This window comes from Glutamicibacter arilaitensis Re117, assembly GCF_000197735.1.
Taxonomy (GTDB): domain Bacteria; phylum Actinomycetota; class Actinomycetes; order Actinomycetales; family Micrococcaceae; genus Glutamicibacter; species Glutamicibacter arilaitensis.
The window spans coordinates 2,152,352-2,165,716 of sequence record NC_014550.1; the positions used below are offsets into that span (position 1 = coordinate 2,152,352).

Consider the following 13,365-nt stretch of genomic DNA (forward strand, 5'->3'; position numbering starts at 1 on the left):
TTCCCATGCCAGAATTGCTCGCCCCGCTCAATGTCACGGTGATAGGCGCCGGGGTCATTGGCCTGTCCACCGCACATGAACTGGCCAGCCAAGGCCACCGTGTGCGCGTGATCAGCGATCAGGAACCGCTGCACACCGTTTCCGCAGTCTCCGCGGCCATCTGGTTCCCGTACCACTCGGAGAACTCCCCCGCCGCCGATATCCTGCTCGCTCGAACCTTGGAACGCTTCGAGGCGCTCTCCTTGATTCCGGAGACCGGAGTCGACCTTCGCTTCGGCATGGATGTCGAGCGGCGCGCGGATGCCGATCGCTCATGGACCCGGCATGTTGCCGACGCCGCTATCGTCGACCCGGCATTGCTGCCCGACGGCGCGCTCTCGGCCACCAGCGGCACGGTCCCGGTCATCACCATGCCGACCTATCTGGACTGGCTGCAGCAGCAGTGCCAGCATCTCGGCGTGCAATTCGAGCAACGCACAATCACCGATCTGGACGAGCTGGGTGCCCACAGCGATGCGGTGGTGGTGGCCACCGGGATCCGCGGAGGCGAGTTGCTGGGCGATGACCACAGCGTCTATCCGATTCGCGGCCAGGTCATCCGCCTGGCCAATACCGCCGGATTGACCGACTGGTTCAGCGATGATGATCACCCGCAGGGTGTCTGCTATGTCATTCCGCGACGCGATGACATCATCGTGGGCGGTACCGACGTCGCCCACGACACCAACCTCGAAGTTGATGAACAGACGGCGATCGACATGCTCGATCGCGCTATCTCCCTGGTGCCACAGCTGGCCGATTGCGAGGTCCTGGAACACAAGGTCGGCCTGCGGCCGGCGCGGGAAACCATCCGGTTGGAGCACGTTGCCGGGTACGGCATCCCGGTGATCGCGGCTTATGGCCATGGTGGCGGCGGCGTCACCCTGTCCTGGGGCACCGCGCGGCGAGTGGTGGAATTGCTGAACTCGTAGGCCCGGATACCGCACTATTAAACCCAAACTTCATCCTATTTAAACACTGTGTTGCCGGTGGCGGGCTAGGCTCGCCATAGAACGCCAAATGGTGTCGTTCGCTGCCTAGGCTGGGGCAGTTTTCGGCGCTGCGTTTCGAAAACTGGGAGAAGGACCGTTCCACCGCGCTCTGATCGGCGCGCGGGGACGTGCCGGGCCGTCGCAGTACCTTGGCCAGCGGCGAACGACACCTTTGATGACACTTGCCGGTCATAGGCGACGACAGATCGCCGGCCTTAGAGTAATGTCACGTTTCACGCACCACCACTGACAACCCAGGTACCACTGAAGATCACGAGAGCAGCCAATGTCGCAATCATTCGATGCCCGTCAACTCCGCGAGACGACCGCCGCAGAATCTGCGCCGACACCAGCCCAGTTTCGCCAAGCCATGTTGCGCCACCTGCAGTACACGGTAGGCAAGAGCCCGCAGCAGGCCTCGCTCTTCGACTGGCGGATGGCCCTGTCCCACACAGTGCGCGATTACGCGGTTGATCCGTGGTTCAGCGCAACACGTCGCACCTGGGATGAAGACCGCAAACGCGTCTACTACCTGTCGATGGAATTCCTGATCGGGCGGCTGCTTGAAGACCAGGCCATCAACCTCGGCCTGCGCGATGTCATGGTCCAGGTCCTCGCGGAATTCGGCTTGAGCTTCGATGAGGTAGCCGAGGGAGAACCCGATGCCGCCTTGGGCAACGGCGGCCTGGGACGCCTCGCGGCCTGCTACCTCGAATCCATGGCCACCATGGGCTGCCCCGCCTACGGCTACGGCCTGCGCTACGAACATGGTCTGTTCCGCCAGCACTTCGAAAACGGGCGGCAGATCGAAACCCCGGAAAACTGGCTGGCCACCGACAACCCATGGGACTTCACCCGCCCCGAAGCCGCCTACCCGGTCGGCTTCGGCGGCGAGCTGCACGATCACGACGGCGCCTCCATCTGGTCGCCACGCTCCAAGGTCCTCGCCTCGGCCCATGACACCCCGGTAGTTGGCTACGGCGGCCAGTGGGCCAACACCTTGCGCCTTTGGGCTGCGATGCCCAGCGCCGACCTCTTCAATCTGGATCGCTTCAACGCCGGCGACTTCGCCGCGGCTTCCGAACCCGAAGCATTGGCCCGCAGCCTCAGCCGCGTTTTGTACCCGAACGACACCACCGAGGGCGGCAAGGAGCTGCGGCTTTCCCAGGAGTACTTCCTGACCTCCGCCTCGGTCCAGGACATCCTGCGACGCTACCTAGCGGCTCACGATGACCTGCTCAAGCTCCCGGAGTTCGTGGCCATCCAGATGAACGACACCCATCCTGCCATTGCCGGTCCCGAGCTGATCCGCCTGCTGGTTGACGAGCACGCCGTGGACTTCGATACTGCGGTGGAAACCGCAACCAGCGTCCTGGGCTATACCAACCACACGCTGCTGCCAGAAGCACTGGAACGCTGGAGCGTTGGGCTGATGCGCAAGGTCCTGCCACGCCACCTGCAGATCATCGAGACCCTCGACACCCAGTTCATCGCGCTGCAGGGCCAGGCCCCGAATCCGGTGCGCCTGATCAGCAACGATCAGGTCAGCATGGGCGATTTGGCGTTCACCACCAGCCACAAGGTCAACGGCGTTTCAGCGCTCCACACCGAACTGGTCAGCCAGGAATTGTTCCCTGTCCACAACGAACTGCATCCAGGGCGCATCGTGAATATCACCAACGGTGTCACCCCGCGCCGTTGGCTCAAACTCGCCAACCCGTCGCTGGCCGCATTGATCACCGACACCATTGGTGCCGGGTGGGAGTCAGACCTGGAGCGGCTGCGCGAGCTCGAACCCTATGCCGAGGATCCTGCCTTCCGCGATGCCTTCGGCCGCAGCAAGCGCCAGGCCAAGGAGCATTTCACCGGCTGGCTTGCCGCTGAGCACGGCATCGAACTGCCTGCCGAGGCGTTGTATGACGCCCAGGTGAAGCGGCTGCACGAATACAAGCGCCAGCTGTTGAACATCTTGTGGACCATTGCGCACTGGCAGCGGATCAAGCGCGATCCGCAGGCCAACTGGGTCCCCCGGGTCAAGATCTTCGGTGGCAAGGCCGCACCGAGCTACCACATGGCTAAATTGATCATCCAGCTGATCAATGACGTCGCCGAAGTGGTGAACAACGACCCGGAAACCCGCCACCTGCTGCGCGTTGTCTACCCGCCAAACTACGGCGTATCCATGGCCGAAAAGCTGATTCCGGCGGCCGATCTGTCCGAGCAGATTTCCACCGCGGGCATGGAAGCCTCGGGCACCGGCAATATGAAGTTCGCCCTCAATGGGGCGTTGACCATCGGCACCCTTGACGGGGCGAACGTCGAAATCCGCGAGCACGTCGGTGCCGAGAATTTCTTCCTCTTCGGGCTCACCACCGAACAGGTTGGCGAACGCCGCGCCCAGCAGGGCCACTCCCGCGCCGCGCTGGAGGCCAGCCAAACCCTGCGCGATGTCCTGCAGGCCATTGCTGAAGGCACCTTCAGCCCCGAGGATCATCACCGCTATGACGGGCTGCTGGAGACCATGTGGAACAGCGACTGGTTCCTGGTTGCCTCGGACTTCGAGGATTACGACCGGGCCCAAGGCGAAGTAGCCGACTGCTACAGCGATCCCGAAAAATGGCAGCGCATGGCCATCTTGAACATCGCTCGCATGGGGTATTTCAGCTCTGACCGCTCAATCCGCGAATATATGTCGCAGATTTGGGACGTGGAATCCGCGCTGTAGCCGGTCACCTTTTGTCACGACATGTAATACAAAGGTGACCTGCGTCATCTTGGGTCCAGCGGGCTCTGCGTGTGTTTGGATGAGAGCAAAAGCTACAGCAAGGAGCCGACGTGCCAGACGAGGATACAAGCCATCCGGTGCTAGATGCGCGGCAGGTGCGCCTGCTGTCCCAGGGGCGGCATCCGGATCCTTTCTCCGTGCTCGGACCCACCGAAGACGGGCGGCATCTGGTGGCGCGCATTCCAGGCGCAATTCAGCTCTGGGCAGTGAACGCCACCGACGAGGTGCAGCTTGAACCTCATCCCGAGGACCCTGAGCTTTTCACCGGCCCCGCCCTGCCCTACTACAGGTTGCGCATCCGCTGGGCCTCGGGATTTTTCGAGGCACGCGAGGATCCCTACCGCTTCGGGCCGGTCATCGGAGAATTCGACGAGCACCTGATCGGCGAAGGCGAACACCGCAGCCTTTGGAAAGCGCTGGGTGCGCACCTGATCACCCACGAGCAGGTTGCTGGCGCGCATTTCGCGCTGTGGGCGCCCAATGCTCGGCGGGTCAGCGTAGTTGGGGATTTCAACTCGTGGAATGGCACCGCCCACCCCATGCGTGCGCGCGGCGCCACCGGAGTTTGGGAACTGTTCCTGCCCGATCTCGATGAGGGCGCGGTATACAAGTACGAAATCCTGGGGCCCGACGGCGAGCTGCTGCCGTTGAAGGCCGATCCCGTCGGGTTCGGTTCCGAACACCCGCCGGCCACCGGTTCGGTGATCCGGCGCATCGAGGCCCATGATTGGCGTGATGGATCATGGCTCGCCCGCCGCGAGCAGATCAACTCGGTCAATGCCCCGATCAGCATCTACGAGGTGCATCTGGGTTCTTGGCGGCGCACCGGCGGCACCGGCCAATCGCTGAGCTATCTGCAGCTGGCCACGCAGCTCGTGGACTACGCGGCCGACATGGGGTTCACCCACATCGAGGTCCTGCCTGTCACCGAGCATCCCTTCGACGGATCCTGGGGCTACCAGCCCATCGGGCTTTTCGCTCCGACGATCCGCTACGGGACTCCGCAGGAATTTGCGGCCTTTGTCGACGCCGCCCACGAACGCGGGCTGGGGGTCATTGCCGACTGGGTTCCGGGGCACTTCCCCACCGACCAGCATGGCTTGGGCCGGTTCGACGGCACTGCGCTCTACGAGCATCTTGATCCGCGTGAGGGCTTCCACCCGGACTGGAACACGTTGATCTACAACTACGGCCGCCCCGAGGTGCGCAACTATCTGGTGGCCAATGCACTGTATTGGCTGGGCGAATACCACCTCGATGGGCTGCGCGTGGATGCTGTCGCCTCGATGATCAACCGCGACTACTCGCGCGCCGAGGGCGAATGGATCGCCAATAAGGACGGCGGGAATGAAAACTACGAGGCCCTGGACTTCCTGAAGCAGACCAATGTGGCCAGCTATGCGCAGCACCCGGGCATCGCGATGATTGCCGAAGACTCCACCGCCTACCCCGGAGTCACCCGCCCGGTGGATGCCGGCGGCCTGGGCTTTGGCTACAAGTGGAACCTCGGGTGGATGAATGACTCGCTGGAGTACTTCGGCAAGGATCCGGTCTACCGAAAGCACCACCACAACCAGCTGACCTTCGGCATCACCTATGCCTTCAGCGAGAACTTCCTGCTGCCGATCAGCCATGACGAGGTCGTGCATGGCAAGGGCTCGATGTACTCGCGCATGCCAGGCAGCCACGCCGACAAGCTCGGCAACCTCAAGGCCTTCTACGGCTACATGTGGGGGCATCCGGGCAAGAAGCTGCTGTTCATGGGCCAAGAATTCGGCCAGCCCGCCGAATGGGACTACCAGGGCCAGCTCGACTGGAACATCCTCGATGACCCTGGCCACGCCGGCGTGCAGACCCTGGTCCAGGATCTCAACCGGATCTACCGCGAGCAACCGGCCCTGCATCGGGGCGATGCCCGCCCGGAGGGGTTCCAATGGCTGCTGGTCGACGACATCGAGCATCAGGTCTTCGCTTGGCTGCGCCGCGGCGAACCTGGCGACCCCCACGTGGTCGTCGTTCTGAACCTCACCCCGGTGGAACGCACCGGATTCCGCATTGGATTCCCGGTGGCCGGACGCTGGGTCGAGGCCCTGAATACCGATTCCGAACGCTACCACGGGGCCAATCGCGGTCACGGTGGAGCCATCGAAACCGAAGCCGTCCCCTCAGGCGGCGAAGCACAATCCGCACTGCTCACGCTCCCACCCTTATCGGCAATCTATTTTGTGGAGGAACGCTCATGAATACCACTTCCAATAGGCGCAATGCAGCCGGGGCACCACCGCGCCTGTCCAGCCAGGCGATGGCCTTCGTCCTGGCTGGCGGCCGAGGCAGCCGACTCGAGGAGCTCACCGACCGGCGTGCAAAACCTGCGGTCCACTTTGGCGGCAAGTCGCGCATCATCGATTTCCCGCTCTCCAACGCCTATAACTCCGGGGTGCGCAAGATGGCCGTTGCCACCCAGTACAAGGCGCACTCGCTGATCCGGCACATGCAGCGTGGCTGGAACTTCTTCCGAGCCGAGCGCAACGAGTACCTGGACATCCTGCCTGCCAGCCAGCGCGTCCAGGAGAACAAGTGGTACCTGGGCACCGCGGATGCGGTCACGCAGAATATCGACATCGTCGACGATTATGACGTTGAGTACGTGATCATCCTGGCCGGCGACCACGTATACAAAATGGACTATGAGATCATGCTGCGCCAGCATGTCCAGACCCAGGCCGACGTAACCATCGGCTGCTTGACTGTACCGCGTGAGGAAGCCACCGGCTTCGGCGTGATGCATGTTAATGAGAACGGCCGCATTGTCGACTTCCTCGAAAAGCCAGCCGATCCCCCGGGCATGCCCGACGATCCGGCGATGGCTCTGGCTTCCATGGGCATCTACGTCTTCAACTGGAAGTTCCTACGCGAGCTGTTGCTGGATGATGCCGAGGATGACAGCTCCAGCCACGACTTCGGGCATGATCTGATCCCGTCCATCGTGAAAAACGGCGGCGCCTACGCCCACAAATTCACCGAGTCCTGCGTCATGTCAGGTCTGGAGACTGAACCATACTGGCGCGATGTGGGCACCATCGACTCCTTCTGGCGGGCAAATCTCGACCTCACCGAGGTCGTCCCCTCGCTGGATCTCTACGACAACAGCTGGCCCATCTGGACCTATGCCGAATTGACCCCTCCTGCCAAGTTCATCCACGACGATGAGTCACGCCGCGGACAGGCCGTGGAGTCGCTGATCTCGGGCGACTGCATCCTCTCCGGAGCCGACGTTCACAAGTCGCTGCTCTTCACCGGGAACCGGGCCCACTCCTTCTCCAAGCTTGACCAGATCGTATCGCTGCCCAACGTGGATGTGGGACGCAATGCGGACTTGACCAAATGCGTTATCGACAGCCGGGTGCGCATCCCCGAGGGGCTGATTGTCGGCCAGGATCCAGACGAGGATTCCAAGTGGTTCCGCCGCACGGATTCGGGCATCGTGCTCATTACCCAGCCGATGCTTGACCGCCGCGCCGCAATTCTCGAAGGCGGCATCTCGTGGAGCGCCGAACAGTTGGAGGGGAAGTAGGAATCGATGGCTCAACGACAACGCCGGGTGCTGTCTGTTGCTTCTGAATGCGCGCCACTGGTCAAAACCGGCGGGCTGGCCGATGTAGTTGGCGCGTTGCCTGCCGCACTGGAGCCATTGGGGTGGCGCACCCGCATCCTGATGCCTGCCTATCCTGGCCTGCTGGAGCGGGTGGGCCGCACTAGACGGATTTGGCGGGACGAGGACCTCTTCGGCGGCCCCGCCACGGTGCGTTACTGCCACTTCGAAGGCCTGGACCTGCTGCTGCTGGATGCGCCGCACCTTTACGACCGGCCCGGCGGACCCTACGTGGTCGACGGGCACGACCACCACGACAACCACGTGCGTTTTGCCGCGCTGTCGTGGGTGGCGGCGCGGATTGCCATCGACGGCACCTCCGATAAGTGGCGCCCGGATGTGGTGCATGCCCATGATTGGCAGGCAGGGCTGGTTCCCTCCTACCTGAAGTATGCCGGCTCCCGGGTTCCGACGCTGCTGACCATCCACAATATTGCCTTCCAGGGGATCTTCGGCCCGGATCAGCTTGATGCGCTGCACCTGCCGACCTGGGATTTCCATCCTGAGGCGCTGGAGTACCACTCGCTGGTCAGCACGCTGAAGGCGGGGCTGGTACATGCCTCGCGGATCAGCACCGTCAGCCCGAGCTACGCCCAGGAACTCACCCGTGAAGAGTTCGGCTTCGGCCTCCAAGGCGTAGTGACGATGCGCAGGGACCGCGGTGAGCTTGCCGGCATCCTCAACGGCATCGACACCGAGGTCTGGAATCCTGCCACGGATCCCCAGATCAACAACTACGACGCGTCTGATCCGGCGGCCAAGGCTGCGAACCGGCAGGCATTGCTCAACGAATTCTCGCTGGCCGAGCCATCGGGCCCGTTGGCCGTGGTCGTCACCCGGCTCACCCACCAAAAGGGCGTGGACCTGCTGCTGGAGAAGCTGCCGGCCTTCATCGAATCCGGCGGCGCCGTGGTGGTGCTCGGCTCGGGCGACCCGGGCTACGAGTACGCGCTGGGCGAGCTGGCGGCCCGCTATCCGCAGTCCGTGGGCCTGCACATCGGCTACGACGAACAGCTCAGCCACCGGATGTACGCCGGGGCCGATCTGGTGCTGGTGCCCTCCCGATTCGAGCCATGCGGGCTGACCCAGCTCATCGGCCTGCGCTATGGGGCGATCCCGCTAGTGGCTGCCACCGGCGGCCTGCGCGATACCGTAGTCGACGCGACGCCGGAGCACCTGGCCGATGGCACCGCCACCGGCTTCACCTTCAGCGACATCGATGCCGGCGGCTTGGGCTTCGCCCTGGGCCGGTCGGTGGACCTCTACAAGGATCAGGCGGCCTGGGCGCAGCTGCGCTCCCAGGCGCTGAACACCCCGGTGGACTGGGGCACCTCGGCTGCCGTATATGCCAGGCTGTTCACGGAGCTCGTTTCATGACCCAGGCCCCGGCACTCGACACGACGGCCGGCAGGCCGTGGCCGCTGGGCGTCACCGTGGACGCTTCCGGAGCCAACGTTGCGGTCTACGCGCCCAAGGCGAGGGCCGTATACTTCTGCTGGTTCCCCGAAGGCGATGACGCGGAAGAACACCGCCTGGCCCTGCCCTACGTCCAGGACGGTATTTGACATGCGCATTTTGGCGGCATCGGCGCAGGCACCAGGTATGGTTTGCGCGCGGACGGCGAATACCTGCCCGAAGCAGGCCTGCGCTTTAACGTGAACAAGCTGCTGATCGATCCCTACGCGAGATCGCTGGACCGCCCGGTGCGGTATCACGAACTGATGGACGGCGCCCTTCGGCCCGCTGCCACGGATCACGTGGTCGGCGGCGACAGCGGCCTCGCGCTGCAGCCAGATCCGGAGGACAGCGTTCCCGTCGTCCCCAAGGGCATCATCACAGCGGAACCTTCGGGGCCTGACCCCGCGAGCAACCGACCGCACCACGAGCTCGCGGACCTGGTGATTTACGAAAGCCACCTCAAGGGCCTGACCGCAACCCACCCAGGGGTTCCCGCCGAAATCCGCGGGACATATGCGGGCATGGGGCGTCCGGCCATCATCGAGCATCTTCAGTCCCTCGGCGTCAACGCTGTCGAGTTTTTGCCGGTGCAGGCATTTATCGACGACGAGCACATCGTTGAACAGGGCCTCACCAACTACTGGGGCTACCAGCCCGTGGCCTGGTTCGCCCCCGAGCCCCGCTACGCCCAGAACGATGCCGTGGCCGAATTCCGCCAGCTGGTCCACACCCTGCACGAAGCGGGCATCGAGGTCATCCTCGACGTGGTCTACAACCATAGCGGCGAAGGCGGGGAACACGGTCCCACCCTGAACCTGCGCGGCCTGGATAACGCCGGGTACTACCGCTTGGCCGAGGACCCGCGCCATTATATTAATGATGCGGGCACCGGGAACACCCTTGCGGTCTACTCCCCCATGACACTTCGCATGGTGCTAGATAGCTTGCGCTATTGGGCACAGACTTTCGGCGTGGACGGCTTCCGCTTCGATTTGGCGACCTCGGTGGCACGCAGCCCGCAAGGATTCGAGCCCGAGGGAACCTTCTTGCAATCCATCGCGCAGGATCCCGTGCTCTCCGAGCTCAAGCTCATCGCCGAGCCATGGGATTTGGGCCCGGGCGGTTATCAACTGGGCAATTTCCCTTCCCCTTTCGCCCAATGGAACGATCGTTTTCGCGACGGGATCCGGCGGGTGTGGCGAGGCGAAATCCTGGGTGCTGCGAATTTCGGTTCCCTGCTCCTTGGCTCCGCCGACTTCTTTGATCATTCGGGCCGGAGCGCCACATCAGGAATCAACTTCATCAGCGCTCACGACGGCTTCACCCTGCGTGACGCCGTCACTTACTCGCAGAAGCACAATGAGGCCAATGGCGAGGAGAATCGCGACGGCCACGACGAGAGCTACTCCGACAACTTCGGTGTCGAGGGACCAACTGATGAACCGGGCATCCTCCAGGGGCGTAGCCTGCGCGTCCGCGGCCTGCTGGCCACCTTGCTGCTTGCCCAGGGTGTGCCCATGCTGTTGGCCGGCGACGAATTTGGCAACAGCCAGCAGGGCAATAACAATGCCTACGCGCAGGATAACGAATTGGGATGGATTGACTGGTCGTCGCAAGACCATGAGCTGACCGTCTTTGTTCGCGACTTGATCGAGCTGCGCCGCCGATTCCCCCACTTGCGCCAGCGCGGCTTTATGCACGGCGAGCAGCGGGCTGATGGGCACCGTGATGTCCGTTGGTTTTCTCACGATGGTTCCGGTCCCGACGCGGAGCACTGGCAGGATCCAGAGTTCCGTTCTCTGGCGTTGCAGCTGCGCGGCGCTGCCGGCGACCCGCGCGGCGAGGCACTCGCAGGCAGCGTCCTGATTATTTTCAACTTCGGCGATGCGTGCGAGTTCACTCTACCGGACCCTGATGAAGGTGCTTCCTGGTGTCTTGAACTGCACAGCGCCGAGCCGGAAGTTTCAGCGCACGATGTTGCAGGCAGCTATCTGATGCAGGGACACTCTGTTGCGGTGCTCAGCTCCTAGAGGTACTGCAGGAGCCTTAAACTCAATGGGCACCTTCCACATGATGTGGAAGGTGCCCATTGGCAGCTATTGGTCTAAGTCCGCTTAGCCCTCGGCGCTGAATCTCAGGACCAGGGCCAGGCCGATAATCACGGCGCCCCAGATCAGACCCAGGATAATGGTGATGCGGTTCAGGTTGCGCTCCGCGACACCTGAAGAGCCCATTGAACTGGTCATACCGCCGCCGAACATGTCCGACATACCGCCACCACGACCCTTATGAAGCAGGATCAGGAGGGTCAGCAAGACACTGGTAATGCCCAGCAGGACCTGCAAAATGATCTTGATAATATCCAAGTCGACGGTTCCTTAGTTAGATTCAGTCGGTGACGAGATGATGCTCGAACCTGACAATATTAGCAAATTCTTCAGCGTCTAGGCTGGCACCGCCAACCAACACGCCATCAACATCGCGTTCACGCATGATCGATGCGGCGTTTGCTGCCTTAACACTACCGCCATAGAGCAGTTGGGTCTTCTCAGCAATCTCCGTACCGAAGCGTTCAGCAAGCGCACCGCGAATGGCGGCGCACATTTCCTGGGCGTCAGCTGGTCCTGCAACTTCACCGGTGCCGATGGCCCACACTGGTTCGTAAGCGATGACCAGGTTTTCGGCCTGCTCAGCGGATACGCCTTCCAGCGACTGTGCCAACTGCTCCAAGGTGAATGCAACATGCTCGCCAGCCTTGCGCACGTCCAGGCCTTCTCCGACGCAAAGCATCGGGGTCATCTCGTGGCGGTAAGCGGCTGCCAGCTTCGCGGCAATCACCTGGTTGGTTTCGTTGTGGTACTCGCGACGCTCGGAGTGGCCAACGAGTACGTAGCTGCAACCGAGCTTCTTGAGGAACTGGCCGGAAATTTCGCCGGTGTACGCACCTGAATCCTGTGCGGACAGGTCCTGGGCACCGTAAACGATATCCAGCTTGTCACCCAAGGTCAGGGTCTGCACGCCACGGATGTCGGTGAAGGGAGGGAACACTGCAACCTCGGCACGATCGTAATCATGCTCGTGGTCTTTCAGGGTCCACGCCAGCTTCTGCACCAGGGTGATGCCCTGGACGTGGTCCATGTTCATCTTCCAGTTGCCGGCAATCAGCGGCTGGCGCACGTAGGCGCCGTTCTGCGAAATGGTCATTATTTAGCCTTCCAATGCGGCAACACCCGGCAGGGTCTTGCCTTCGAGGTACTCCAGCGAAGCACCGCCACCGGTGGAGATATGGCCGAAGTCATCCTCCGAGAAGCCCAGTGCGCGTACGGCTGCAGCGGAGTCGCCGCCGCCTACAACGCTGAACGCTTCCGAGTCCGCCAGAGCCTGCGCGACGGTACGGGTACCTTCGGCGAAAGCTGGGATCTCGAAGACGCCCATTGGGCCGTTCCAGAACACGGTGTTTGCGCTGGTGATGTAGCTTGCGAACAGTTCAGCGGACTTCGGACCGATGTCCAGGCCAAGGCCGTTGGAGCCAAAGCTGGCTTCTTCGATCTTGTCTGCGGCCAGCACCTCATGCTCAGCATCTGCACCGAACTTGCTTGCCACGACGACGTCGTTTGGCACGATGATGTCGCAACCGAGCTTCTCAGCGCGCTGCAGGTACTCCTGGCAGACAGCGATCTGGTCTTCTTCAAGCAGCGAGCCGCCAATGGCGTAGCCCTGGGCCTTGAGGAAGGTGAACGCCATGCCGCCGCCGATCAGAAGCTGATCGGCCTTGCCCAGCAGGTTGTCGATGACAGCGAGCTTGTCCGATACCTTCGAACCACCAAGCACCACAACATATGGGCGCTTCGGGGCTTCGGTCAGGGTCTTGAGAACCTTGACCTCGGTAGCCACCAGGTCCCCCTGGTAGCTCGGCAACAGGCCAGCAATGTCGTAAACCGAGGCATGCTTGCGGTGCACGGCGCCGAAAGCGTCGTTCACGTAAGCGCCATTCTCACCGGTCAGTGCAGCCAGTTCCTTGGCGAACTCTTCTCGCTCGGCATCCACCTTGGAGGTTTCGCGAGCATCGAAGCGGACGTTTTCCAGAACCAGTACGGAGCCTTCAGCGAGGTTCGCCGCACCCTGGCGAGCGGAATCGCCCACCACGTCTTCGGCGGTAGTTACCTCGAAATCAGCGAGTTCGTTCAAGCGGTGAGCCGCTGGAGCGATGGAGTACTTGGCATCGACCTGGCCCTTGGGACGTCCCAAGTGGGCCATTACGATGACCTTTGCGCCGGCTTCAGCCAGCTTCGAGATGACTGGCAGCGAGGCACGCACGCGCCCGTCATCGGTCACAGTTGCACCGTCGAGCGGTACGTTCAGGTCACTACGGACCAGAACGTACCGTCCGCGGACACCGTCGTCAGCGATCAATTCGTCAATGGTGTGAGAAGACATGT

Annotated in this window: 9 protein-coding genes and 1 pseudogene; 7 read left to right on the top strand and 3 right to left on the bottom strand. The window is 62.5% G+C overall.

All coding sequences use genetic code 11. The features are described from left to right. Positions 1–5: 5 nt before the first annotated feature. The 7 genes and pseudogenes from AARI_RS10325 to glgX form a co-directional block, all read left to right on the top strand. Positions 6–971: an FAD-dependent oxidoreductase gene (locus AARI_RS10325; RefSeq protein ID WP_013349239.1), complete on the top strand. Its 966-nt coding sequence runs from the start codon at positions 6–8 to the stop codon at positions 969–971. Positions 972–1,317: 346 nt separating this feature from the next. Then, positions 1,318–3,756, top strand: a complete 2,439-nt coding sequence (locus tag AARI_RS10330; protein ID WP_013349240.1) for a glycogen/starch/alpha-glucan phosphorylase — start codon at positions 1,318–1,320, stop codon at positions 3,754–3,756. Positions 3,757–3,866: 110 nt separating this feature from the next. Next, on the top strand, positions 3,867–6,059 hold the full coding sequence (gene glgB, locus AARI_RS10335) for a 1,4-alpha-glucan branching protein GlgB (protein WP_013349241.1): 2,193 nt from the start codon (positions 3,867–3,869) through the stop codon (positions 6,057–6,059). Beyond that, the gene (gene glgC / locus AARI_RS10340) at positions 6,056–7,390 is read left to right on the top strand and encodes a glucose-1-phosphate adenylyltransferase (protein WP_013349242.1); all 1,335 of its coding nucleotides are present in this window, start codon (positions 6,056–6,058) and stop codon (positions 7,388–7,390) included. The genes glgB and glgC overlap by 4 nt, the downstream gene beginning before the upstream one ends. A gap of 6 nt (positions 7,391–7,396) precedes the next feature. Continuing rightward, positions 7,397–8,845, top strand: coding sequence for a glycogen synthase GlgA (gene glgA, locus AARI_RS10345; RefSeq protein WP_013349243.1), 1,449 nt, complete (start codon positions 7,397–7,399; stop codon positions 8,843–8,845). Continuing rightward, on the top strand, positions 8,842–9,033 hold the full coding sequence (locus tag AARI_RS19945; RefSeq protein ID WP_197535080.1) for a hypothetical protein: 192 nt from the start codon (positions 8,842–8,844) through the stop codon (positions 9,031–9,033). Before glgA ends, AARI_RS19945 begins: the two co-directional genes overlap by 4 nt. 15 nt (positions 9,034–9,048) lie before the next feature. Next, positions 9,049–10,956: pseudogene (gene glgX / locus AARI_RS10350) on the top strand (glycogen debranching protein GlgX); the annotation flags it as partial. Positions 10,957–11,040: 84 nt separating this feature from the next. Here glgX and secG read toward each other — a convergent pair. The 3 genes from secG to AARI_RS10365 are packed head-to-tail and all read right to left on the bottom strand — an operon-like array spanning position 11,041 to position 13,363. Then, the gene (gene secG, locus AARI_RS10355) at positions 11,041–11,292 is read right to left on the bottom strand and encodes a preprotein translocase subunit SecG (protein WP_013349244.1); all 252 of its coding nucleotides are present in this window, start codon (positions 11,290–11,292) and stop codon (positions 11,041–11,043) included. Positions 11,293–11,314: 22 nt separating this feature from the next. Beyond that, a complete protein-coding gene (tpiA, locus tag AARI_RS10360; RefSeq protein WP_013349245.1) occupies positions 11,315–12,130 on the bottom strand; it encodes a triose-phosphate isomerase in 816 nt (271 codons plus the stop codon). Positions 12,131–12,133: 3 nt separating this feature from the next. Further along, positions 12,134–13,363, bottom strand: a complete 1,230-nt coding sequence (locus tag AARI_RS10365) for a phosphoglycerate kinase (RefSeq protein ID WP_013349246.1) — start codon at positions 13,361–13,363, stop codon at positions 12,134–12,136. Positions 13,364–13,365: the final 2 nt, after the last annotated feature.

Coding starts and splice junctions, on each gene's coding strand:
- glgA (WP_013349243.1), top strand. CDS start 7,397: ATGGCTCAACGACAACGCCGGGTGCTGTCTGTTGCTTCTGAATGCGCG.
- AARI_RS10330 (WP_013349240.1), top strand. CDS start 1,318: ATGTCGCAATCATTCGATGCCCGTCAACTCCGCGAGACGACCGCCGCA.
- AARI_RS19945 (WP_197535080.1), top strand. CDS start 8,842: ATGACCCAGGCCCCGGCACTCGACACGACGGCCGGCAGGCCGTGGCCG.
- AARI_RS10325 (WP_013349239.1), top strand. CDS start 6: ATGCCAGAATTGCTCGCCCCGCTCAATGTCACGGTGATAGGCGCCGGG.
- tpiA (WP_013349245.1), bottom strand. CDS start 12,130: ATGACCATTTCGCAGAACGGCGCCTACGTGCGCCAGCCGCTGATTGCC.
- glgC (WP_013349242.1), top strand. CDS start 6,056: ATGAATACCACTTCCAATAGGCGCAATGCAGCCGGGGCACCACCGCGC.
- AARI_RS10365 (WP_013349246.1), bottom strand. CDS start 13,363: ATGTCTTCTCACACCATTGACGAATTGATCGCTGACGACGGTGTCCGC.